The following is a 24,096-nucleotide window of genomic DNA, read 5'->3' as shown; positions in this document are numbered from 1 at the left end:
AAGCGTTGAGTCGAATGAATTTGATGGATAGCAGACTCAGCTGGTCTAGTAAAGCGCCTGCCGTACCGGAGCCGCCTCATGTCGCCTTTGCTGTTCGCCTCCAGCGCCTTCGCCAGCACTATCCTCCTGCATGCCGCCCGCCTGGGATTGTGCGCGGCAGAGCTGCGCCTTCGGGCAGGGATCGCCGAGGCGCAGTTGGCGGATCATCGCGCACGCATCCCGGCAGATCAGGTGGAGCGCCTGTGGATCGAGTGCGAGCGCGCCAGCGGCAATCCGCAGTTCGGTTGCGAACTGCTCAACAGCATGGCCACCCATTGCCTGCAGGGGCTGAACATCCTGCTGGATTCAGCCCCGGACCTGGGCACCAGCCTCGCCGCCTTCTGCCAGTACCTGCCGACGGTGACCAACTGCGTGCAGGCGCGCCTGGAAGAGGAGGGCGAGGTCACCCGCCTGGTCTTGGAGCTGGTGCGCGACGACCTGCACCACTTCGGTCTGGATGCCGCCGTGCTGACCCTGATCCGCAACATTGCCCGCCGTGTCGGACTACCGGCGGCGCAGGCGTGCCGGGAAGCTGGCATCGCAGCGCAACAGCGCTGCGCCTCGACGCTCGGCGAATGGGGCGTGCCCTGCCGAGTGGCGCCTTCGCCATTCCTGCTTCTACCCACGGAGCTGCTGGCGACTCCGCTGACGGGCGCCAACGAATTCCTCTACCAGAGCCTGCGTCGCCAATGGGGCAATGCGAGGGAATCCGGGGAGGGCGACGGCCTGAGCCTGGCGCGTATCTGGCTGCGCTCATCCGACCAGCCCATCGAGCGGATCGCCGAGCGCATCGGCTACCGGCAGAGCGGCAACTTCATCCGCGCCTTCCGCAAGCGCTTCGGTGTCACGCCCAAGCAGTTCCGTCTCGGCCAGTGCCCGGCATGATCGGAATTTGTCGGCCCCGGCTTGTGGTTGCCGCGCCCGCGCCCCTCATGGTTGGCCGGCGGTACCACCCATCCGGAGCCCATAATGACAAGAATCCATCCGGCCCCTGTCCCCCTCGCATTTGTGGGGCAGCGCCAGCACTGCATTGCCAGACCTCTACTGCTTGCCCTGGCGGTCAGTAGCGCCTTTGGCGCACAGGCCACCACCTTCGAGCTGAACGATGACTGGAACCTGTCCACCAAGACCACCCTGAGCCTGGGGGCGAGCTGGTCGGCGCAGGACCCCGATCGCCACCTGATGACCCACGCCAACGCCATCCAGGCCCAGCACATCACCAATGCCGACGGCACCAGCGTGAGCGCCGACGACAACCGCCTGAACTTCAAGAAGGGCGACCCCATCTCGCAGATGTTCAAGGGCCTTACCGACTTCAGCCTGGAGGGCGACGGGCAGGGCGCCTTCGTGCGCTTCAAGTACTGGTACGACCACGCCTACGAGACTGGCGACGGCCGCTTCAAGGACTTCGACGACAGCGGCTGGCCGACCCTGGCGCGCTACCACGGCTTCGACGCCCTCGACGCCTACGTGTGGAAGGACTTCGACGTCGACGAGCACCCGCTGAACCTCAAGCTCGGCAAGCAGGTGCTGTCCTGGGGCGAGTCGATCCTGATCCAGAACGGCATCAACGTGATCAACCCGCTGGACTACAGCGCCTTCAACAAGCCCGGCGTGGACATCAAGGAAGGCCAGCTGCCGGTGGAGATGCTCTCGTTCAACCTCGGTCTGACCGACAAGGTCAACCTGGAAGGCTTCTACCAGTACAACTGGCGGCCCAGCGTGCTCGACGGCTGCGGCACCTTCTTCGCTACCAGCGACGCCATCCAGCCCGGTTGCGGCCCGCTGTACCTGAGCCAGACGCTGACCGATACACAGATGCAGGCCAGCGGCCTGTACGCCTCCCACGGCGACGACCAGGACCCGTCCGACCAGGGCCAGTGGGGCGTTGCCCTGCGCACCCTGATCAGTTCGCTGAACGATGCCGAGGCGGCCTTCTACTACGTCAACTATCACGCGCGCCTGCCGTACCTGCAGCTCACCGCGCGCGACGTCAGCAAACCGGGCAGCTTTCCCATCGGCCACGTTCAGGGACCGGTCTACGCCGCTGCCTTCCCGGAGGACATCCATCTCTACGGCCTGAGCATCAACGGCGCTCTGCCCGGTTGGGGCACCTCGCTGGCGGCGGAGCTGAGCTACCGGCCGAACATGCCGGTGGCGCTCAACGGCCCGGACATGAACGTGGCAATGATCACCGGCCCCGGCGGCAGCTCGTCGATCACTGACGTGCCGGCCAACGCCTCCACCACCGGCCAGACCCTGGACGGCTGGGAGCGCAAGCCGGTGTGGCAGATGACCGCCTCGGCCACCCAGATCGTCGACAACGTGCTCGGCGCCACCCGCCTGACCCTGCTCGGCGAAGCCGGCGTGGTGCATGTGGGCGATGTCGGCGACGAACGCCTGGGGCGCAACTCCGCCTTCGGCCGCAGCGCGCCGCTCAATGGCAGCAAGTGCAACACCGCGGCCAGTGGCGTGACCAACCGCTACTGCACCGACGACGGCTTCACCACGCCCTGGTCGTGGGGTTACCGCCTGCGCGCCGGCCTGGAATACAGCGACGTGCTGCCGGGGGTGAACATGCTGCCCAGCCTGAACTTCCGCCACGACGTCGAGGGCTACTCCTACGATCCGGGCGGCCCGTTCCAGGAAGGGCAGATGGCCGCCGGCCTGTCGCTGGCCTTCAACTACCTGAACGATTACAGCCTGGAGTTCGGCTACAACAGCTTCTTCGGCTCCAACAAGTACAGCACGCTCGACGACCGCGACTTCTACAGCGTCAGCGCCAAGGTCGACTTCTGAGGAACTGCCCCATGCACCTTTCGAAAATTTCCGCCCTGGCGCTGGCCATGGGCCTGGCGTTCTGCGCCCATGCCGCCACTTCCGCCGACCTCGGCAACAGCCTGACCCCGGTCGGCGCCGAGAAGGCAGCCAACGCCGACGGCAGCATTCCCGCCTGGGATGGCGGCCTGAAACCCGACGCCGGGCAGGTCGACGCCAAGGGCGGCTATGCCAACCCCTACGCCGCCGAGCAGCCGCTGTTCACCATCACCCCGGCCAACGCCGGGCAGTACAGCCAGTGGCTCAGCCCTGGCGAACAGGCGATGCTCAAGCGCTATCCCAACACCTACAAGATCAACGTCTACCCCAGCCACCGCAGCGCGCGGCTGCCCGACGAGATCAACGCCGCGACGCGAGACAATGCTGCCAATGCCAAGCTCGCCGACGGCGGCAACGGCGTGCTGAACTACCAGCGCGGCGTACCCTTCCCGCTGCCCAAGGAGGGTGTCGAGGCGATCTGGAACCACATCACCCGCTACCGCGGCGGCAGCATCGAGCGCACCTTCAGCTCGGCCAACGTCAAGGAGAACGGCGTCTACAGCCTGGTCCGCTCGCAGACCGACATGAACTATGCCGAGACCGTGGACGACCTGCCGCAGGGCGCCAACCTGCTGTACCTGTTCAAGACCCGCGTGCTGGAGCCGGCGCGACTCTCCGGCGAAGCGGTGCTGACCCACGAACCGATGGACCAGCTCGCCGAACCACGCGCCGCCTGGCAGTACATCCCCGGTCAGCGCCGGGTTCGTCGCGCCCCGCTTATCGCTTACGACAACAGCGCGCGCTACAGCGATGGAATGGTTACCGCCGACAGCCTCGACGGCTTCAACGGCGCGCCTGATCGCTACGACTGGAAGCTGCTGGGCAAGCAGGAACTGTTCGTGCCTTACAACAGCTTCCGCCTATACGACCGCTCGGTGAAATACGCGGACATCCTCAAGACCGGCCATCTGAACCCCGACCTCGCGCGCTTCGAGAAGCACCGCGTCTGGGTTGTCGAGGCGACCCTCAAGCCGGGGGCGCGCCACGTCTACAGCAAGCGCCGCTACTACCTCGACGAAGACAGCTGGAACATCCTCCTCGGCGAGCTCTACGACAGCCGTGGCGAGCTGTGGCGCAACTATCAGTCCCACGCCATGCCGTACTACGACAAACAGTTCACCTTCGAGGCCCTGGCTGCCGCCTATGACCTGATCAGCGGACGCTACTTCGTCAACGGCCTGATGAACGAGGAGAACAGCGGCCTGAAGACCGGCCAGCACGCGAAGATGAGCGACTACACTCCGTCCGATCTGCGCCGCTGGGCGAAGTAACGTTGTGTTCCTTTCCCCGGCCGGGCGTGGCCGGGGTTCTTGCGCCATCCCGGCAATCTGGGGATGGCGTCGTTGTTCCCGCAGCGCTCTACCGAAGGGGCGCCATGATCGCTTTTTGTCCGCTGGTGCTGGCCGCCGCCTGCCGGGGATGCCGCACTCTGGCCCGACACCCGCCGTCGGTGCCGCATGGCCGGGCGGTCCAACAAGAAGAATGAGGAACCCCCATGCGTCATTGGCTGCCCGTACTCGCCATCCTGCCCCTGTTCGCCGGCCATGCGTGGGCTGCCGCGCCCACCGCGCAGCAGGCCCGCGACCTGGCCGAGCAGGCCTACCTGTTCAGCTTCGCCACCGCCGAGCACGGCAAGATCCTGCAGGCCATCGCCGCCAAGCTGCCGGTCAACTACCTGTACAACCGCACGACGTTGCTCGGCCCGGAAGACCGAACCGTGGTCTCGCCGAACAATGACACGCTGTATTCCTACGCGCTGCTCGACCTGCGCGAACACCCTGTGATCCTCGATGTGCCGGCGGTGCCGCAGCGTTACTACAGCTTCCAGCTGATCGACATGCGCACCAACAACCTCGACTACATCGGCACCCGCGCCACCGGCCGGGAGGCCGGCAGCTTCCTGATCGCAGGTCCCGATTGGGATGGCCGACAACCCGAAGGCTTCGGTGGCAAGGTGATCCGTTCGCCCAGCCGCATCGTCTTCCTGCTCGGCCGCACGGCCGTGGATGGCGAGGCCGATCTCGACGCGGCCAAGGCCGTGATGGACGGCTACAAGTTGCGTAGCACCCGACCGACGCTGCTGCCGCACAAGATGGATGTGCCCGAGCACCTGCCGACCAAGGAAGGCCCGGCGGAAAACGTTTTCATCGACTTCAACGGGCTGTCCGCCTGGCACGCCTGGAGCGCCGACGAGCAACAGCGCCTGGCACAGTTCGCACAGATCGGCGTTGGAACCGGGAAGCCATTCGACGCGACACAACTGCCGGCAGATGTCGCCCAGGCAGTGCAGCAAGGTGCTGAGGCCGGGCGCGAAAAGGTTCGCACCGCCAGCGAGAGCTTCGCCGCGCCGGTCAATGGCTGGCAGAGCTCTCCTACGAACATCGGGCACTACGGCAATGACGATCTGACGCGGGCGGCGGTCGCCTGGAAATACATCTACGCCAACGACCCGGCGGAGGCGATTTACCCGCTCACCAGCGTCGACGCTGCCGGCCAGGCACTCGATGGCAGCCGTGCCTACACGCTGCACTTCGCCCCTGGGCAGTTGCCTCCGGTCGATGCGTTCTGGTCCGTCACGCTATACGACGGCAAGACCCAGATGCTCTCGGCGAACCCGCTCAACCGCTACACGCTCAACAGCGAAGGCGGACTGAAGATGGATGCCGATGGCGGCCTGACTCTGAGCATCCAGAATGCTCAGCCAGCCAGCACCGACAACTGGTTGCCGGCGCCAAAAGGTCCGTTCAACCTGATCCTGCGCATGTACCTGCCGCAGGAAAAGGCACTCAAGGGCGACTACCAGGCGCCGGCCCTGCAGCCGGTCAACCGCCAGGAGTAAGCCATGAACCCGATTCTGACCCGCCGCCGTTTCCTCGGTGCCAGCGGAGCGCTCGGCTTCGGCCTGGGCTGCGTGCCGAGCTGGCTTCTGGCCGCTCCCGTCGAGCTGGAAAGTGACCCCGCCGTGTTCCAGGACATCATTCGCCAGGCGTGGATCTACGCCTACCCGATGCTGATGCACTATCAGACGATGCAGAAGCAAGCGCTGAACCCGGCATCGCCCGAGTACGTCGGCGGCTTCGGCGTGTTCCGTCACTACAGCGAACTCTTCACGCCGAAGAACCGCGACATTGTCACGCCGAACAACGATACGCCTTACTCCTGGGCCTGGCTTGACCTGCGCGCCGAACCCTGGGTGCTCAGCGTGCCCGACGTGGCAGAAGATCGTTACTACGTGCACCAGTTGGTGGACCAGTACACCTTCAACTTCGGCTATGTCGGGGTCCTCAGCACCGGCCGCGAAGCGGGCGACTACCTGATCGCCGGGCCAGACTGGAAAGGCGCTACACCGCCCGGAATCCGTCAGGTGCTGCGCAGCGAGACGCAGATCGCCATGATCCTGGGGCGTACCGGCCTGCACAATAGTGACGACCTTCCGGCGGTACGCGAACTCCAGCAGCAATACCGTCTGAGGCCGCTGCATGGCTTTGTCGGTGGCTCGGCGCCAGCTGTCGCACCGGCGGTGCAATGGCTGCCCTGGGAGCTGCCGCGTGATCTTGGCGCGGGATTCATTCCGCACCTGAACCAGATCCTCGCTTTCTGCCCAGTGGACCCCAGCGAGGTCGAATTGCGCCAGCGTTTCGCTCGCGCAGGCATTGGTGCGGGGCTGGCGTTCAACCCTGTCGCGCTGAGCCCCGCCCAGCGCCAGGCATTGGCCGCCGGTATCCAGCAGGGTGTCGAGGAATTGAAGGCCAAGGGCGCAACGCTGCGCTCATCGGCTGGACTGTTCGGTACCCGCGCGGTGATGCACAACGACTACCTGAGCCGCGCGGTAGCGGCCGCCAGCGGCATCTATGGCAACAGCGTGGAGGAGGCGATCTACCTGGGCAGCCGCCAGGACAGCACGCAGCAGCCGCTGCAGGGCGGGCAGCGCTATCGACTGCATTTCGCTCCGGGGCAGTTGCCGCCAGCCAGGGAATTCTGGTCGTTGACGCTCTACGATCTGCCCGACCGCCAACTGGTCGACAACCCGATCCAGCGCTATTGCCTGAGTAGCCGCGATCCCTTGGTGCGCGACGCTGACGGCGGGGTAACGCTGTACATCCAGGCTGACTCGCCCGGTGAGAACCATCAGCTGAACTGGCTGCCGTCGACCCGGCAGGGGCCGTTCAACCTGATCCTGCGCATCTACGGGCCGGAGCAGTCGGTGGTAGCCGGGCAGTGGACCCTGCCGGGCATCGAGCGGGTCTGACCTTGGAGTGTGCCTCGCCCCAAGGGGCGAGGCTAGCGGGTGAAGCGTCCTGGAGCGGTTCCCGTGGCGGGCTCAGTCTGCGCAGACGCCGAGGATCGCCAGCGCCGCCGCCTCGGTGCCGCGCGACGCCTGCATCTGTTCGCGCACGGCGTTCAGGCGTTTCTCCATGGCCGTGTCCGCGAGCAGTTCGGCGAGGGCTGTGGGCAGCGCCGCCAGCGGGTTCTCGAAGCGCGGCAGGTAGCGCGCCACACCCACTTCATCAGCGCGCCGGGCGTTGTCGTGGCCGTCCCAGCAGTAGGGGATGATCACCGACGGCAGTCCGAAATACAGCGCCTCGCAGAAGCTGTTGTTGCCGCCGTGGTGGATGAACAGCTGGCACTCGCGCAGCACCGCCGGTTGCGGATACCAGCTGTCGAGGTAGACGTTGTCCGGCACCGTGTCGTAGTGCTCGCGGTAGGCGCCAACGTTGATCAGGAAGCGATAGGGCAACTGCGCCACGGCGTCGATCAGCCGGCGCATCATCGCCACGTCGGCGGCGCCGAGGCTACCGAAACTCACGTAGATCAGCGGTGCGTCGTCATGCCGGGGAAACTGCGGTGGGATGTACGGCGCTTCGCTGCGGACGCAGCCGTCGAGGTACAGGTAGCGCTCGGCCGGCAGCGGCTTCTTGCGCTCGTAGCGTACCGGTGTCGGCGACAACAGCAGGTTGAGCCAGGGCGAGTCCTCGAGGAACTGGCCGGCGGGCAGGGCGGGGTGGCCGCACTCGGCGAGAAAACGGGCGAAGCGCTCGTGTGCCGGTTTCGTGGCCTGCAGATAGTGCTCGCGGTAGATGGCGCAGGCCTGCTCATCGCTGCTGCTGGCGCCGGACAGATAGGGCGGCACGGCGGCGTCGGGCAGCTCGGTTTCCGCGCAGGAGACCATGCGCACCCAGGGGCAGCCGGCCGCGGCGATGGCCGGGAAGCTGACGACGTTGTCCAGTACGATGGCGTCCGGCTTGAGCCGGGCGAGCAGTTGCTGCAGCGGCTTTTCCGATTCGATGGCGGTGTCGATGATGGCTTCCCAGGCCGGCGCCACGTAGCTGTCGATCTGCGCCATGGGCGGCTGGTCGAAGTAGGGCACATTGCGCTCGATGAAGCGCTCCCAGTAGTGCTGGTGGTCGGCCGCGGAGAGCGGCGAGTCCAACTGCAGCGGGTACTCGGCGAACCCGTACTCGGCGAAGATGCCCTGGAAGTGCGCATGGCAGATGAACACCGGGCGGGCGCCGAGATCGCGCAGGGCCTGGGCGATGCCGATGCAGTTCAGCGCGGCGCCGAAACTGGCCTCGGGGAAGAAGGCTATGGTTCTGGTTCTTTGCGTCATGGGCACATCCGGGTGTTGCTCACGGGCACTGCGTGAAACTGATACTGCATTTTTTCGTTAAAAAAAACACCGTGAGTGAAAAATACTTAGCGGCGTGCGCTGGCGAATGACTGCGGAATCCCGCGGTTGGCGGTCTGCGGGCGCTGCGCGAAGGACAGCCGCAGGTGCAGGCGCATCAGGTCGGCGGCGACCTCCAGCTGGCCGCGCTCGATCTGTTCGATGATCCGCAGGTGCTCGCGCAGCGCTTCCTGCAGGCGGTGCACGCTGACCATCGGCAGCAGGTTGGGCAGGCGGCGCAGGCGCTGGTGTTGCAGCAACGAATCGCCGATGAAACGGTTGCCGCACCCTTGGGCGATCAATTCGTGGAAGCCAATGTCCAGCTCGCGGAACTGCGCCACGTCGAAGCGCTCAATGGGCGCGCCGAGCAGATCTTCCATGGCGCCGCGCAGCAGGGCGAGGCGCGCGAGGTCGGGGTCGAAGCCGGGCGCCAGCAGCGCTTCGGGCTCGAGGATCAGCCGGTAGCGCAGGCTGTCTTCCAGCGCCGCGAGGTTGTTCAGCAGCGGGCGGAAAGACCAGCTCTGCCCGGCGCCGCGTTCCAGCACCTGGTCTTCGCTGAGCTGCGCCAGCACCTTCTGCGCGGCGGCGCGGCCGATGTCGTAGCGGCGCATCAGCTCGCTGGCGCTGAGGCTGTTGCCCAGCCGCCCGGCCATGCGGTCGCGCAGCACCGAGGCGGCCAGCGCCTGTTCCTCGGCCTGGGGCAGGGCGGGGCCGAGGATCTGGGCGGAAGGGTCGGCGGCGAGACGATAGCCCTTGCCCGGCTCGTGGGCCACCAGTTGCTGCTCCAGCAGCAGGTCCAGCCCTGCGCGGATCAGCGTGCGCGACACGCCGAAAGTGCGCGCCAGTTGCTGCTCGGACAGGCCGTCGCCGTCTCCCAGTCCGGTGTCCTGGGCGTGCTCGATGATCCGCCGGGCCAGTTCCAGGTGGTTGGTGCGCGGTCTTTTCTCGGTGTCCTTGCTCAAGCGGCTTCTCTCCAGCAGGCCCCGGCAGGCGTGTCGCCGCGGGGCGACCCCTTATGCCACAGCGTGGGTGGTCCAACAAGAATGCAAGAAATGGTTGACTTCGCCAGTGGTTCGGTTTTTATTTTGAAAAAAAGACATGTAGTACGCTTTTCGTTCCGCTGCCGTCGACACAACAACAACCAATCGTCAGGTGCGCAAGATGAAGCTGAAGACCATGCTCTACGCAGGGGCAACCCTCGCGCTCACGCTGTCCGCCACCACGGCCAGTGCCAAGGATCTGGTGATCTCCATCTGGGACGGCTACATGGCCCCGGACAACCTGGAGAAGTTCCAGAAAGCCACTGGCCTCGAAGCCGACAAATCTCTCCACGCCACCAACGAAGAGATCATGGGCAAGCTCATGGCCTCCGGCGGTGAAGGCTATGACGTGGTGTTCGTTTCCTCGCCCTTTGCCGAGATCCTGCACAAGCAGGGCCTGCTCGCCGAGATCGATCCGGCCAAGGTACCGAACCTGAAGAATCTCTACCCCGAAGCGCAGAAGCTCGAGTACGACGTCGGCAACCACTTCTCCGTGCCTTACACCTGGGGCACCACCGGCATCTGCTACCGCTCGGACAAGGTCAGCCCGGCGCCTTCGAGCTGGAGCGACCTGCTCAAGCCCTCCGACGCCCTCAAGGGCAAGACCACCATGCTCGCCACCGACCGCTGGCTGCTGGGCGCCGGCTTCCTCGCCAACGGCTGGTCGGTGAACGACGGCAACCCGGAGCAGATCAACGCGGTGCGCGACCAGCTGATCGCCACCAAGAAACGCCTGCTGTCCTTCGACGACACCACCTTCTACTCCAAGCTGGCCTCGGGCGAGGCGCTGATGGCCCACGCCTGGGACGGCTGGTGCAACTACGGCACCCAGGCCAACGAGTCGATCAAGTTCGTCGTGCCCAAGGAAGGTTCCGACCTCTGGGTGGACACCATGGTCGTGCTGAAAAGCTCGAAGAACCCCGACGCCGCCTACCGCTTCATCAACTACATGCTGGAGCCGGCGAACCACGCCTGGGTCGCCGAGAACATCCTCTACAAGGTGCCCAACCAGGCGGCGATGGCGACGCTCAAGCCGGACCTGCTGGCCAAGTACCCGAACCTCACCACCACGCCGGCAGAGCTGGTCAAGCAGCAGCAGTTGCGTGACGTCGGCGGTTCGACGCAGAAGGCCTACACCCGCGCTGTGACCGAGATCATGGCGGCCCAGTAAGGCTGCGCAGGGGCGCCGCGCCGGTGCCCCGTAACGCTCTTCGGAATAACCCTGAAGCACCCCGCCTGGCGTGGGGTTGGGGGAACTACGCATGACCGCTTTATCCGCCGACCGCAAATTGTCGGCCTGGCTGCTCGCGCCCGGTCTGGGCTGGCTGGCCCTGTTCCTGCTGCTGCCGTGCCTGCTGGTGCTGGTCTACAGCTTCCTCGAGCGCGGTGCCTACGGCGGCATCGACTACGTGTTCACCTGGGAAAACTATCGCCGCGCGGTGGACCCCCTGTACCTCGACATCCTCCTGCGTTCGGCGAAGATCGCCGGCCTCGCCACGCTGTTCGCGGTGCTCATCGGCTACCCGGCGGCCTACGCCATCACCCGCAGCACGCCACGCCGGCAGGCGGTGTTCCTGTTCCTGGTGATGCTGCCGTTCTGGAGCAATTACCTGATCCGCACCTACGCCTGGATCGTCCTGCTCAACCGCGAGGGCTTGCTCAATCGCCTGTTCAGCCTGCTGGGCTACAGCGGCGAGCCGATCAGCATGCTCTACACCGATTCCACCGTGGTGCTCGGGCTGGTCTACAACTACATCCCCTTCGTCATCCTCGCCATCTACAGCTCGCTGTCGCGTATCGACAACGAACTCTGGGAAGCCTCGCGGGACCTTGGCGCTTCCGGCTGGACCACCTTCCGCCGCGTGATTCTGCCGCTGTCGGTGCCGGGCGTGGCCGCCGGCGCGGTGTTCGTCTTCGTGCTGTCGATCGGCAACTTCATCACCGCCGACCTGCTGGGCGGCAAGCAGGTGCAGATGGTCGGCAACCTGATTTACGCGCAGTTCCTCACCGCGCGGGACTGGCCGTTCGGCGCGGCGCTGAGCTTCTTCCTGATCGGCATCATGATGTTGCTGCTGTTCATCCAGGCCATGGTCTCGCGCCGGGCCCAGGGTGCGGAGGGCGAACGCCATGCGTAACTCCAGTAACGTCTCCGTGATCGCCCTCGGCGCGCACCTGTGGCTGGTGTACGCCTTCCTCTATGTACCGATCCTGGTGCTGATCCTGCTGTCGTTCAACGCCAGCGGCCTGCCCACCGCCTGGGGCGGCGCGTCGCTGAAGTGGTACGCCAAGCTGCTGGCCAACGCCTCGATCCAGCACGCGGCGCTGAACACACTGATCGTCGCGCTGACTTCCACCTTCATCGCCTGCGTGCTCGGCACGCTGCTCGCCCTCGGAGTGGAGATGCGCGCACGCAACAACCCCGGCAAGAAGGGTGCGAACCTCGCCGACACGCTGCTGATGGCGCCGATGATCATCCCCGACATCGTCCTGGCCATCGCGCTGCTGAGCTTCTTCAACCTGCTGAAGATGAGCCTGGGGCTGCACTCGATCATCCTCAGCCACGTGGTCTTCAACATTGCCTTCGTCTGCGCGGTGGTGCGCACACGGCTCAAGCACTTCGACTACTCGATCCTCGAAGCCTCCATCGACCTGGGCGCCGGCTGGTTCACCACCGCGCGCCGCGTGCTGCTGCCGGCGATCTTCCCCGGCGTGCTGGCCGGCGGGTTGCTGGCGTTCACCCTGTCGGTGGACGAATTCATCATCGCCTTCTTCAACTCCGGTTCCGGCAGCGCCTCCACCACACTGCCGATGCAGATCTACTCGATGATCCGCTTCGGCGTGACCCCGGAAATCAACGCCCTCGCCACCCTGGTGATGCTGGTCAGCTTCACCGCGCTGTTTGCCTCCCAACGTCTGAACAAGGTGCCCAAAGCCCATGACTAAGTCATCCGACCTGCTCGTGTTGGAGCAGGTGAGCAAATCCTACGGCGAGGGCCTGACGGCGGTGGACCAGGTGTCCCTGGCGATCCGCGAGAACGAGTTCTTCGCGCTGCTGGGCCCCTCCGGCTGCGGCAAGACCACCCTGATGCGGATGATCGCAGGCTTCGAGACGCCCAGCTCCGGCGCCATCTACCTCAATGGCCAGGACATCTCGCCGCTGCCGCCGAACAAGCGCCCGCTGAACCTGATGTTCCAGTCCTATGCGCTGTTCCCCAACATGACCGTGCGCGGCAACATCGCCTACGGCCTGGAGATGGAGAAGTTGCCGGCCGCTGAAATCCGCCAGCGCGTCGATGCGGTGCTGGAAACCGCGCAGCTCGGGCCGCTGGCCAACCGCCGACCGGACCAGCTCTCCGGCGGCCAGCGCCAGCGCGTCGCCCTGGCCCGTGCGCTGGTCAAGCGCCCGCGAGTGCTGCTGCTGGATGAACCGCTCGGTGCGCTGGACAAGAAGCTGCGCGAGAAGATGCAGCTGGAACTCAAGCGCCTGCAGCACGAGAGCGGCATCACTTTCATCATGGTCACCCACGACCAGGAAGAAGCCCTGGTCATGTCCGACCGCATGGCCGTGCTGCGCGACGGCAAGGTCTGCCAGTGCGGCAGCCCCAGCGAGCTGTACGAGAACCCGGGCAGCCGCTTCGTCGCCGACTTCATCGGCGTCAGCAATCTGATCGAGGGACGCCGCGTGGGAACCAACCGCCTGCAGGCCGGCGACCAGGTGCTGAGCATCGAGACCACCGCCGAGTCCAGCCCGGAGAGCGTCACCCTGGCGCTGCGCCCGGAGCGTCTGCGCGTGCTCACCGATGCCACGCCGGCCACCGACAACCAGGTCCATGGCGAGGTGGCCGAAGTGGCCTACCACGGCCTGGACACCAACCTGCACGTGAACACGGCGCTGTCCAGCAAGCCGCTGATCGTCCGCGTGCCGTCCTCGGACTACGACTTCTTGCGCCTTGCCGCCGGCATGCCGGTGCGCCTGGGCTGGGATGCGCGGCACGGCCGCGTGCTGACTCACTGACTCTTTAAGAACTGATTTCAAGAACAAGACTTACAGGAGAGCACCATGAGTAGTGAACGCAAGGTCATCGCATTCTTCCCCGAGGCCGCCTACGGCCCGGCCCTCAACTCGGTAGGGATCGCCCAGGCCTGCGAGGCGCTGGGGCACAAGGCGGTGTTCCTCACCGATCCGGGGATGACCGGGGTGTACTCGGCCTACGGCTTCGAGGAGCACTACGTGAACATGTCCGAGCCGATGCCGGCCGAGGAGATGGCGCGCTACTGGACCGACTTCATCAACGGCCACATCCCCAACTTCCGCAAGGCGCCGATCGACCAGCTCGACAACTACGTGAAGGAATGCTGGGAGGCCATCGTCTCCACCTCCAAGTGGGCGCAGAAGGAGCTGCCGGCGATCCTCGACCGGATCAAACCGGACCTGATCTGCGTCGACAACGTGATCCTCTTCCCGGCCATCAAGCATTACGGCAAGCCCTGGGTGCGGATCATCTCCTGCTCGGAAAACGAAGTGCACGACCCGGACATCCCACCGTACCTGTCGGGCATGAGCGTCGACGACAAGGACGGCCATGCGCGCTTCCAGAAGCGCTTCGAGGAAGTGATCGCGCCGATCCACGCCGACTTCAACGACTTCCTCGCCGAGTGTGGCGAGCGGCCGTATCCGCTGGGCACCTTCTTCGAAGAGTCGCCCTACATGAACCTGCTGCTCTACCCGGACCCGGTGAAGTTCCAGCGCCGCCATCCGCTGCCGGCACGGCAGTTCCATTATCTGCAAGGCTGCGTACGCACCGACAAGCCCTACGAGATCCCGCAGTTCAAGGCGCACAACGACAAGCCGCTGTTGTACGTGAGCTTCGGCAGCCTGGGCTCGGGCGATGTCGAGCTGCTCAAGCGCCTGGTCGTCACCATCGGCAAGCTGCCGTACCGCGCGCTGTTCAACGTCGGCGAGCACGTGGAGAAGTACACCGACCTGCCGGACAACGTGATCGTTTCCAACTGGTATCCGCAGCCCTCGGTGATCGCCCAGGTCGACGGGGTGATCCACCACGGCGGCAACAACAGCTTCACCGAGTGCCTGTTCTTCGGTAAACCGGCCATCGTCATGCCCTACGTCTGGGACGGCCACGACAACGCCATGCGCGCCCAGGAAAGCGGCCACGGCCTGCGCATGGACCGCTACGACTGGAGCGAGGAAGACTTGGCGCGCAACATCGCCCAACTGCTGGGCGATGAGCTGATGAAGGAGCGCCTGGCCCGCACCAGCGACTACATGCGCTCGCGCAAGGGCCCGGAAGACGCCGCGCGCATCCTCGACCAGTTGGTGCAGGGCAAGGCGGTGAACCATGCCTGAGTTCAAGGCCGCTTCCTTTAATGGAGAGAGCACTGCGCCACACATCCTCGGCGCCCGCGACTACGACGACCTGGTGGACTGGGGTGTGCAATCTGACGCGCTGGAGGGCGTCTCGCACTCCAGTGGGCGTCTGCTGTTCAAAGGCCCGAACAACAGCCCGGAAACCGGCCTGTGGGTCTGCAGCCCCGGCCGCTGGCGGCTGTCGATCCCGCGCGATGAGCTCTGCCACTTCGTTGCAGGCCGCGCCACCTACCGCTCCGACGAGGGCGAGGTGATCGAGATCGAACCCGATACCCTGGTGCTGTTCCCGGCCGGCTGGACCGGCGAATGCACCGTGCACAGCACCCTGCGAAACCTCTACATGCTGGCCTGATTTCCGAACCCACCGGCTACGCCTTACCCGGCCGTCCGTGCGGACGGCCATCGAAGGAGATGTACATGAAGACCCCCGTTATCTACCGCCCGCTGCAGGTCACCGAACTCAAGGACTGGGGCGTGATCCCGACCATGCTAGAGGGCGAATCCCATGTCAGCGGCGTGGTCCTGCACAAGGGGCCTGAAGGCCAGTCCGAATGCGGCATCTGGCATTGCACGCCGGGCAAGTGGTTTTGCCACGTAACCAGCGACGAGTTCTGCCACTTCCTTGAGGGCCGTTGCACCTACGTGCACGAGTCCGGTGAGGTGATCGAGATCGAGCCGGACACCGCGGCCTTCTTCCCCAAGGACTGGAAGGGCGTGTGCACCGTGCACGAGACCATCAAGAAGGTCTACATGATCCGGTGATGCCATGAACCTGCCTTGCGAAACCACCCGTGCCGCCGCCCGCGAGACCTTCCTCGCCGGCAGCGGCCTGGCCGGCGCTGCGATCACCGCGCTGCCGGCGGACGCCTCGGCGCGGCGCTACTTCCGCCTCGACGGCAAGGGACTACTGCTGATGGATTCGCCACCCAGTGCCGAGCCGCTGGCCCCGTACCTGCGGGTGGCGCAGTTGCTGCGCGATTGCGGTCTGTCGGCGCCCAGCGTACTGGCCGCCGACCGTGAGCTGGGCCTGGCGCTCGTGGAAGACTTCGGCGACGCCACCTATACCCGGCTGCTCGCCGACAGCCATGACGAGGTGGTGCTATACCGCCTGGCTGTTGAAGCGCTGGTGCGCCTGCACCGCGCGGGCCCCCAGGCCGCCGAAGGCGTACCGGCCTACGACGGGCAGAAGCTGGAGGACGAAGCGGCGCTGTTCATTGACTGGTATGCGCCGCTGCTGGTGGGCGAGAAGGCCGCTGCGCAGATCCGCGAACGCTATCTTGCGGAGTTCGCCGCGCTCTGGCGCGATGTCTCGCTGCGCCGGGAAGTGCTGGTGCTGCGCGACTACCACGTTGACAACCTGATGCTGCTGGAGGGCAGGGCGGGCGTGGCGGCTTGCGGGCTGCTGGACTTCCAGGATGCGCTTTTCGGCGCGCCGGCCTACGACCTCATGTCCCTGCTCGAAGACGCGCGCCGCGACATTCCCGAAACCCTGCGCGTGACCCTGCTCACCCAGTATCTCAGCCAGCGCCCGGAAGTGGACGGCCGGCGTTTCATGGCCGATTTCCAGGTGCTCGCCGCTCAGCGCCACGCCAAGGTACTTGGCATCTTCGTGCGTTTGGCCAGGCGCGATGGCAAGCACGGCTACCTCAAGCATCTGCCGCGCGTGCTGCGGCTGTTCCAGCGCGCGCTCGACAGCGAACAGCTGCGCCCGTTGGCAGCGCTGCTCGACGCCCATCTGCCGAACTGGCGCCAGCCGCTGGAGAGCGACGTGATCGCCCAGCGCCTGGCTTCATCCGAATCCCTGCGGAGCATTCCATGACCGACTTTCACGTTGATCGGCCCCTGCGTTTCATCGGCCCGCATTACCAGGGCGTGGCGACGCAGCGCCTGCGCGACATCATCAACCCCGCCGACCTCACCCCGGTCGGACGCATCGCCCTGTGCGACGCGGAAGACGTGGACGCCGCCATCGACGCGGCCAACGCGGCCCAGCGCGAGTGGAAGCTCGTGGACGCGAAGTCCCGCGCGGCGATCCTTCACCAGTTGGCCAACACCATCGAAACGGACCAGGTGACCCAGCGCGAAGTGGCGCGATTGATGACCCTGGAAATGGGCAAGCCGTTCCCCGAAGCCATGGGCGAACTGGCGAACTGCGCACCGATCTTCCGCTACTACGCCGAAATGGCCCGCGATGAGGCCGGCAAGGTCGCCGGTACCACGCAGCTCGGCTCGTTCCAGCATGTGCGCTACGAGCCCTACGGCGTCAGCGTGCACATCATGCCGTTCAACTTCCCCATCCTGCTGATGTGCTGGACTCTGGCCGCCTCGCTGGCGGCGGGCAACGCCTGCATCGTCAAGCCGGCGGAAAGCACCACATTGTGCACGCTGAAATTCATGCAGCACTTCAAGGTGCTGCCGGCTGGGATGGTCAGCTGCGTTCCGGGTGATGCCAGCACCGCGCAGCGCCTGGTGCAGTCCGAGCGTACCCACGCCGTGGCCTTCACCGGCAGCGTCGCCGCCGGCAAGGCGGTGGCGGTGGCCTGCGCCGAGCGGATGAAACCGGCGGTGATCGAGGCCGGCGGCAGCGACCCGATGATCATTTCCCGCCATGCACCGCTGGAGGTCGCGGCGGCCGGTGCGGTGACTGCGGCCTTCCACCTGAGCGGACAGATCTGCACCTCGGCGGAGCGCTTCTATGTGGTCGATGAAGTGCACGACAAGTTCGTCGCGCGCTTCGCCGAGCGCACCCGCGCGTTGCGCATCGGCCATGGCCTGGAGCATTCCGAGATCGGCCCGATGGTCAGCGAGGCGGCCCGCGCCAAGGTCATGCGCCTGGTGGATGACGCCATCGCCAAGGGCGCCACACTGGTCTGCGGCGGGCGCATTCCCGAGCAGTTCCCGGTGGGCTGGTACTACGAGCCGACCATCCTCACCGACGTCACCCCGGCCATGGCGATCTTCCACGAGGAGTGCTTTGGCCCGGTGGCCGCGATCTGCAAGGTGAAGGACTTCGACGAGGCGGTGCGGCTGGCCAACGACTCGCCCTTCGGCCTCGGCGCCTCGCTGTTCTCCACCGACCTGGCCGAAGCCATGGAAGCGGCGGATCGCCTGGAAGCGGGCATGGTCTGGGTGAACAACCCGCTGATCGACAACGATGCGCTGCCGTTCGGCGGCTGGAAGATGTCCGGCATGGGCCGCGAGCTGGGCCGCCAGGGGCTGGATGCGTTCCGCCGCTCGAAGATGGTGATCATCGACCACCAGCCGCAGATCCACTCCTGGTGGTATCCGTACAGCGACGAGGTGTTCTACCAGGGCTGAGCGGCTCTCAGGTCGGGGCGCGGCCGAGCCTTTCCAGCAGCCGCGCCTTCACCTCGGGCCACTCGTTGTCGACGATGCTGAAGCGCACCGAGTTGCGCTTACGGCCGTCGGGCATGATGCGCTCGTGGCGGACGATGCCTTCCTGCACCGCGCCCAGGCGCAGGATGGCGGCGCGGGACTTCTCGTTCAACTCGTCGGTGGTGAACTGCACGCGCACGCAGTCGAGTTCCTCGAAGGCGTAGGTCAGCAGCAGGAGCTTGGCCTCGCTGTTGATCGGCGTGCGCTGGGCCGACAGGGCTAGCCAGGTGTGGCCGATCTCCAGCTTGCGGTTGGCGCGGTCGACCTTCCAGAAGCGGGTGCTGCCGACGATCCTGCCGGTGCGCCGGTCGAGGATGGAGAAGGGCAGGACGCTGCCTTCCTCCAGGCCCTTTTCGGCCTTGGCAATATAACTCGCGACGGTATCCGGACCGGGCACCACCGTGACCTTGAGGTTCCACAGTTCGCCATCGGCGGCTGCTTCGAGCAGCGCCTGCGCATGTTCCGCGCGCAGGGGCAGGAGTTCGACGTGATTGCCGTTCAGGTGGGGGCAGGTGAGGGCGGGCATGCGGATAGGCTCTGAATGGGACGCCCTCACAGCCTACCGGAAGCCGACGCTTTTCTGTAGAAGTGCGCCACGCCCGCGAACAGCGCCTGTAAGGCGCGCGCTCACGCGTGCCTGATCTGTAGGTCCTTGATCACGCACACCGAAGCATCGCTCGCCAGGGTCGTGTCGGTGAAGTCGATCTGGTTATAGACCCCGCCATGGAAGTCGAACACCCGCGCTGCCCAGCTGGCATCCAGCGGCATCGACGGCACCGCCGAATTGCGCCCGTTGCAACTGGCCTGCACGGTCAGCATCAGGCTGGAAGTGGCGAGGATCAGGATGTCGAACTCCGCCCCCAGAGGCACGTTGTCCAGCACTGTGCTGTTCACCGGCGTGGTCTGATTGAAGTTCTGGCGGAAACCCATGGTCAGCTTGCCCTTCTGCCAGAACACCTTGAGCAGCGGGCTGTCGTCGTCCTTCACGTGCATCTGCGCCACCACCACCTTCTGCGCCGAGTTCACCTGGGTGACCTTCATCAGCTGGTGGTTCACATGCTCGGTGGCGCCGCTCAGGGCCCAATAGATCGGTTCCTTCCACTCGCAGCGGGTGCGGTGGACGCTCTTGCTCGCTACGCCCTTGGTCGGCGCGGTGAGCTGCAGGCTGCCGTCGGGCAGGCGGGTGACCAGTTGGGGATATTGCGCCAGCGCCTGCGGACCGGGGATTTCGATAGAGACGGTATCGGTCGGCGTCTTTCCTACGGGCAGGGCGATGTTGAGGTTGTCGATGTTGACGGTCATGCCGGGCACTCCTGCGGCGGTGAGGATGCCTGGTTTGACTGGACGGGGTTCCCCGCGCGACGAATTTTCGGCCAGGCGGTCATGGCGGCACTTTTGCAGGAGCGAGCTTGCTCGCGAACAGAATCACCGGCAGCGCCAATGCTGGGCAGGTTCGCGAGCAAGCGCGCTTCAACAAAGGGGATTCCTGCTAACCGGTGAAGCGATAGCCCTTGCCGCGCACCGTGACGATCAGCGGCCGCAGCGGGTCTTCGTCGAGCTTGGCGCGCAGGTGGGCGACGCGCACGTCCACCGAGCGGTCCATGCCGTCCCAGGTGATGCCACGCAAGGTCAGGAGCAGCTCATCGCGACTGAGAGTCTGGCCAGCGTGGGCGACGAGTTGCCAGAGCAGGTCGAACTCGGCGCCGGTCAGGTCGATGCGCGAGCCGTTGCGCCGCACTTCGCGCTGGCGGGCGTCGAGGATCAGTCCCGAATGCTCCAGCCGTTCCGCCGGCTCGGCCGCGCTTCGGGGGCGGCGCAGCAGGGTCCGCACGCGAGCCAGCAGCAGGCTGGGGCGCACCGGCTTGCAGACGTAATCGTCGGCGCCGTTCTCCAGGCCGTCGATCTGCTCGGTGTCTTCGGAGCGCGCGCTGAGCATGAGGATTGCGCCCTGATAGCGCGGGCGGATGCGTCGGCAGATGGACAGACCGTCCTCGCCAGGCAGCATGCGGTCGAGGATCACCAGGTCTGGGCGTTCGTCCAGCACGCGCTCGGCGGCGCGCGCGCCGTCAGGCTCGATGGCGGCGCGGAGGCCGTGCTGTGCGAGGAAATCGCGGGTGAGGGCGGCGAGGCGCTGGTCGTCCTCGACGATGAGAATGCGGGCTGTGGTCATGGGTATGGGAAGAAGAGGGCGCCGGGCAGCTTGTGGCTGCCCGGCGCTGCGGCATCAGAGTGTGACGCGCGCAATCGAACCGTCCACCGACAGCCGAGTACCGTAAGGTTCCGACAACGCGGCGAAGCGCTGCAGGATCGCTTGTGCGTGTTCGCCTTCGGCCAGGCGCGGGCGGCCACGGCGGTGCACCGCTTCGCCTAGGCCCAGGCTCACCGGGTGCAGCTCGATGCCGGTGAGGCGGCGGCCGTCGAATTGGCAGACCGGCACCAGGCTCTCCCAGAAGCGCGCATCGGAGGGGAAGCTGCGGGTGTCGTTCTGGGTGCGCTGCAGGAACACCTTCGAAGGCGTCTGGTTGCGGTCCACGCGGAATTGCTCGTAGCTGTCCGCCGGCAGGCGCTCCACCAGCTCGTTCTGGCCGATGAAGTTGCCCAGGCTGTAGAAGATCGGCTTGCCGTTGTATATCTCCATGCCGCGCAGCAGGTGCGGGCCGTGGCCAACCACGATATCGACGCCGGCGTCGATCATGCGCCGGGCTACCGGCTGGATGAATTCGGCAGCCACTTCCAGGTCCCACTCACCCTTGGCGTCGTGGCCCAGTTCGTGGGCGTGGATGCTCAGCACCACCACGTCGGATAACGTTCGCGCTTCCTCGACCCAGCGCAGGATGTCGTCCATGTCCTTCTTGCGCGGCAGGGTGCGCAGGCGCGAGGTTTCGCCCTGGCGGAACAGCAGCGGGGTGAAGGGGCCGAATACCGCCAGCGACGGATCGGGAATCGGGTGGGCGAAGCCCAGGTCCACCGCACCCTGGTAGAGGCGGTCCAGGCCGAGGCTGGCGATGATGCCGCGCATGGCTTCCATCTGCGTGGCGTCGAGCTGGTGCACGGTGTCGTAGCGCAGCGGGTTGAGGCCGGGGCGGCCGGGCATGTCGCGGGCCTGCTCGCTGGCTTCCTGGCCCTTGCCGAAGGTGGAGGTGCAGGCCAGCAGCGAGACGGTGCCGGCAGGCTTGGTGCAGTACACCGGGCGGCGGGCCTCCTCGAGGTTGCGGCCGGTGCCGGCGAACAGCAGCTCGCGCTTGTCCAGCTGCGCGTGGGCGGCCTGCAGGCCGGCGATGCCGTAGTCCAGGCTGTGGTTGTTGGCGGTGGAGAACAGGTCGAAGCCGCCGTCCACCAGTTCGTCGAGAACCCAGGAGGGCGCGCCGAAGTGCGAGCCGCCGCTTTCCAGCACGGCGTCGCCCTGGAAGTCGTTGGGCAGCACTTCCAGGTTGGTGAAGCTGACGTCGGCGCCGCGCAGCAGGTCGAACAGCGGGAGCAGGGTTTGGTCTTCGCGGCTGTTCAGGCGGCGCTGCAGGATGCTGTCGCCGGTCAACGCAATCTTCATGGTCCACCTCAGGGTCGGGAGTCGCTGATGGCGGCGGACTTTAGGGCAATGCGCGCCCCGGGTCGGCTGAATCCTGGGTATCGCGATAGCCGTCGGTTATCACCCGAAATGCCTCACGCGCAGCGAGGTGCCGGCGGTTTCATTCTGGCTATGGGCATCACTTTTTTTCAGAAGTCAGGGGTGTGACAGCGCTCTTACCATGCGACCGCCTCCCGGCCCAAGAGCCGCGGAGCAGGGGTGGCACGGCTTGCCGTGACCAGCACGATCCAGGCGGAGAGCAGCATGAAAAAAACAATAACCGGCGCCGCAGGCTTCAAGCCGCACGCGCTGGCGCTGGCTACCAGCATGGCCCTTGGCGGGGCATCTTCGGCTCAGGCAGTGAGCTTCAACGTGGGGGAAATCGAGGGTCGCTTCGACTCGACCCTGTCCATCGGCGCGAGCTGGGCGATGGACAGCCCGGACAAGAAATTCATCGGCACCCGCAACGGCGGCACGGCATCCAGCCAGACCTCCGATGACGGTCGGCTGAACTTCAAGCGCGGCGAGACCTTCTCCAAGATCTTCAAGGGCCTGCACGACCTGGAGCTGAAGTACGGCGACAGTGGCCTGTTCCTGCGTGGCAAGTACTGGTACGACTTCGAACTGAAGGACGAACACCGTCCGCTCTATGACATCGACGACAGCGGTCGCGATACCGCCGCCCAGTCCTCCGGCGCCGAGCTGCTCGACGCCTTCCTCTACCACAACTACGAACTGCAGGACCGGCCGGGTACCGTGCGCGTGGGCCGCCAGGTGGTGAGCTGGGGCGAGAGCACCTTCATCCAGAACGGCATCAACTCGATCAACCCGGCGGACGTCGCCGCGCTGCGCCGCCCCGGTTCCGAGGTGAAGGAAGCGCTGATCCCGGTGAGCATGCTGTATTTCAACCAGGGGCTCACCGACACCCTGTCCATGGAGGCCTTCTACCAGCTGGAGTGGGAGAAGACCGTGCCGGACAACTGCGGCACCTTCTTCGGCAGCGACGTGGCGGCCAAGGGCTGCGACATCAACATGGCGGTGAACGGCAGCGACTTCGACCGTGACATCGACGGCACCGGTATCAAGGGTGGCTATGGCTACGTACCGCGTGGCAAGGACCACGACGCCCGCGACGGCGGCCAGTTCGGCGTGGCGCTGCGCTGGATGTACAACGACACCGAGTTCTCCGCCTATGCGATGAACTACCACAGCCGCACGCCGACCAGTAACTGGGTGGTGGGCAAGGGCGCGCTGGCCGACCCGGTCGGCGGGCTGATCGGGCAGGGCGGCGTGAGCACCGCGCGCTGGTACCTGGACTACCCCGAGGACATCCGCCTTTACGGCCTGGGCTTCAACACCACCTGGGGCAGCACCGCGGTACAGGGCGAGATCAGCTACCGGCCGAACATGCCGCTGGGCATCAATTCCAGCGACGTCTCCGGCGCCGCCACCCTCGGCTCCGCGGCGACCAGCCCGCTGGTCAACGGCGGCCTGCCGATCTTCTCCAGCGGCTGGGCCGACTCGGCCTACGGCTCGCTGATCCAGGGTTACGAGCGCAAGCCGTTCACCCAGGCGCAGATGACCTTCACCAACACCTTCGACCAGATCGAACTAATCGGCGCCGAGCGACTGACGCTGGTGGGCGAGATCGGATTCAGCCATATCGCCGACCTGGGCTCCACCGACGGCTCCGACCTGCGCTTCGGACGCAGCAGCGTGTACGGCAACGGCGAGCTGGCCAGTGCCGGCTCTTCGGCGCTGCTGGGGCTGTCGGGCAACGCGATCTGCCAGAGGGTGGTGAACACCGCCAACCCCGGCCAGTGCGACGACAAGGGCTTCTATACCCAGAACTCCTGGGGCTACCGCGTGCGCGCGGGCCTGGAATACAACGATCTGATCGGCGGCGTCTCGCTGCGTCCGAACCTGGCGTTCTCTCACGACGTGCAGGGCTACGGCCCGACCTTCAACGAGGGTGACAAGTCAGTCAGCGTCGGCCTCGATGCCGAATACCTGACCCGCTACACCGCCAGCATCAGTTACACCGACTACTTCGGCGGTGATTACAACGTCAACACCGACCGCGATTTCCTCGCCGTCAGCCTGGGCGTCAGCTTCTGACGCTCGCCAG

General features: G+C 65.9%; 21 protein-coding genes. 15 read left to right on the top strand and 6 right to left on the bottom strand.

All coding sequences use genetic code 11. From position 1 onward, the window contains the following. Nucleotides 1–78 precede the first annotated feature (78 nt). The 5 genes from IB274_RS15035 (at nt 79) to IB274_RS15015 (ending at nt 7,165) form a co-directional block, all read left to right on the top strand. Complete coding sequence (locus IB274_RS15035) at nt 79–924, top strand: AraC family transcriptional regulator ligand-binding domain-containing protein (protein WP_192432730.1); 846 nt, start codon at nt 79–81, stop codon at nt 922–924. Between the two features lie 84 nt (nt 925–1,008). After that, nucleotides 1,009–2,838: a DUF1302 domain-containing protein gene (locus IB274_RS15030; RefSeq protein ID WP_225614866.1), complete on the top strand. Its 1,830-nt coding sequence runs from the start codon at nt 1,009–1,011 to the stop codon at nt 2,836–2,838. Nucleotides 2,839–2,849: 11 nt separating this feature from the next. After that, nucleotides 2,850–4,187 (top strand): DUF1329 domain-containing protein, encoded by a 1,338-nt coding sequence (locus IB274_RS15025; RefSeq protein ID WP_192432729.1) that lies wholly within the window; start codon nt 2,850–2,852, stop codon nt 4,185–4,187. Nucleotides 4,188–4,411: 224 nt separating this feature from the next. Beyond that, nucleotides 4,412–5,755 carry a DUF1254 domain-containing protein gene (locus tag IB274_RS15020; protein ID WP_192432728.1) on the top strand — a complete coding sequence of 448 codons (1,344 nt, stop codon included), beginning with the start codon at nt 4,412–4,414 and terminating at the stop codon, nt 5,753–5,755. 3 nt (nt 5,756–5,758) lie between these two features. Beyond that, on the top strand, nt 5,759–7,165 hold the full coding sequence (locus IB274_RS15015; protein WP_192432727.1) for a DUF1254 domain-containing protein: 1,407 nt from the start codon (nt 5,759–5,761) through the stop codon (nt 7,163–7,165). A 72-nt stretch (nt 7,166–7,237) separates the two neighbouring features. On the opposite strand, the gene IB274_RS15010 is transcribed toward IB274_RS15015, so the two are convergent. Next, nucleotides 7,238–8,524, bottom strand: coding sequence for a glycosyltransferase (locus IB274_RS15010; RefSeq protein ID WP_192432726.1), 1,287 nt, complete (start codon nt 8,522–8,524; stop codon nt 7,238–7,240). Between the two features lie 86 nt (nt 8,525–8,610). After that, nucleotides 8,611–9,543, bottom strand: a complete 933-nt coding sequence (locus IB274_RS15005) for a GntR family transcriptional regulator (protein WP_192432725.1) — start codon at nt 9,541–9,543, stop codon at nt 8,611–8,613. Nucleotides 9,544–9,742: 199 nt separating this feature from the next. On the opposite strand from IB274_RS15005, the gene IB274_RS15000 reads away from it, so the two are divergent. The 9 genes from IB274_RS15000 (at nt 9,743) to IB274_RS14960 (ending at nt 18,325) form a co-directional block, all read left to right on the top strand. Further along, nucleotides 9,743–10,792 carry a spermidine/putrescine ABC transporter substrate-binding protein gene (locus IB274_RS15000; RefSeq protein ID WP_138216993.1) on the top strand — a complete coding sequence of 350 codons (1,050 nt, stop codon included), beginning with the start codon at nt 9,743–9,745 and terminating at the stop codon, nt 10,790–10,792. A 91-nt stretch (nt 10,793–10,883) separates the two neighbouring features. Next, nucleotides 10,884–11,756 (top strand): ABC transporter permease, encoded by an 873-nt coding sequence (locus tag IB274_RS14995; protein ID WP_192432724.1) that lies wholly within the window; start codon nt 10,884–10,886, stop codon nt 11,754–11,756. Then, on the top strand, nt 11,749–12,564 hold the full coding sequence (locus IB274_RS14990) for an ABC transporter permease (RefSeq protein ID WP_192432723.1): 816 nt from the start codon (nt 11,749–11,751) through the stop codon (nt 12,562–12,564). The genes IB274_RS14995 and IB274_RS14990 overlap by 8 nt, the downstream gene beginning before the upstream one ends. Next, a complete protein-coding gene (locus IB274_RS14985) occupies nt 12,557–13,636 on the top strand; it encodes an ABC transporter ATP-binding protein (RefSeq protein WP_192432722.1) in 1,080 nt (359 codons plus the stop codon). Before IB274_RS14990 ends, IB274_RS14985 begins: the two co-directional genes overlap by 8 nt. 45 nt (nt 13,637–13,681) lie before the next feature. Beyond that, nucleotides 13,682–14,986 (top strand): nucleotide disphospho-sugar-binding domain-containing protein, encoded by a 1,305-nt coding sequence (locus tag IB274_RS14980; protein WP_192432721.1) that lies wholly within the window; start codon nt 13,682–13,684, stop codon nt 14,984–14,986. After that, complete coding sequence (locus IB274_RS14975) at nt 14,979–15,359, top strand: cupin domain-containing protein (RefSeq protein ID WP_192432720.1); 381 nt, start codon at nt 14,979–14,981, stop codon at nt 15,357–15,359. The genes IB274_RS14980 and IB274_RS14975 overlap by 8 nt, the downstream gene beginning before the upstream one ends. Before the next feature lie 65 nt (nt 15,360–15,424). Beyond that, entirely contained in the window at nt 15,425–15,769 is a 345-nt protein-coding gene (locus IB274_RS14970; RefSeq protein ID WP_081518261.1) for a cupin domain-containing protein, read from the top strand. Nucleotides 15,770–15,773: 4 nt separating this feature from the next. Then, nucleotides 15,774–16,826, top strand: a complete 1,053-nt coding sequence (locus IB274_RS14965; RefSeq protein WP_192432719.1) for an aminoglycoside phosphotransferase family protein — start codon at nt 15,774–15,776, stop codon at nt 16,824–16,826. After that, on the top strand, nt 16,823–18,325 hold the full coding sequence (locus tag IB274_RS14960; protein ID WP_192432718.1) for an aldehyde dehydrogenase family protein: 1,503 nt from the start codon (nt 16,823–16,825) through the stop codon (nt 18,323–18,325). Before IB274_RS14965 ends, IB274_RS14960 begins: the two co-directional genes overlap by 4 nt. 7 nt (nt 18,326–18,332) lie before the next feature. On the opposite strand, the gene IB274_RS14955 is transcribed toward IB274_RS14960, so the two are convergent. The 4 genes from IB274_RS14955 to IB274_RS14940 form a co-directional block, all read right to left on the bottom strand. Continuing rightward, nucleotides 18,333–18,929: a GNAT family N-acetyltransferase gene (locus IB274_RS14955; protein ID WP_192432717.1), complete on the bottom strand. Its 597-nt coding sequence runs from the start codon at nt 18,927–18,929 to the stop codon at nt 18,333–18,335. A 101-nt stretch (nt 18,930–19,030) separates the two neighbouring features. Continuing rightward, on the bottom strand, nt 19,031–19,705 hold the full coding sequence (locus tag IB274_RS14950; protein ID WP_192432716.1) for a polysaccharide lyase family 7 protein: 675 nt from the start codon (nt 19,703–19,705) through the stop codon (nt 19,031–19,033). 187 nt (nt 19,706–19,892) lie between these two features. After that, entirely contained in the window at nt 19,893–20,573 is a 681-nt protein-coding gene (locus IB274_RS14945; RefSeq protein WP_192432715.1) for a response regulator, read from the bottom strand. Between the two features lie 54 nt (nt 20,574–20,627). Beyond that, nucleotides 20,628–21,950, bottom strand: a complete 1,323-nt coding sequence (locus IB274_RS14940) for a CapA family protein (protein ID WP_192432714.1) — start codon at nt 21,948–21,950, stop codon at nt 20,628–20,630. A 282-nt stretch (nt 21,951–22,232) separates the two neighbouring features. Here IB274_RS14940 and IB274_RS14935 point away from each other — a divergent pair, with 282 nt between their 5' ends. Next, complete coding sequence (locus IB274_RS14935; protein WP_192432713.1) at nt 22,233–24,086, top strand: DUF1302 domain-containing protein; 1,854 nt, start codon at nt 22,233–22,235, stop codon at nt 24,084–24,086. The last annotated feature ends 10 nt before the right edge of the window (nt 24,087–24,096 follow it).

It is taken from the genome of Pseudomonas sp. PDM18 (genome assembly GCF_014852585.1).
Lineage (GTDB): Bacteria > Pseudomonadota > Gammaproteobacteria > Pseudomonadales > Pseudomonadaceae > Pseudomonas.
This window is presented reverse-complemented; position numbering and strand designations above follow the sequence as displayed.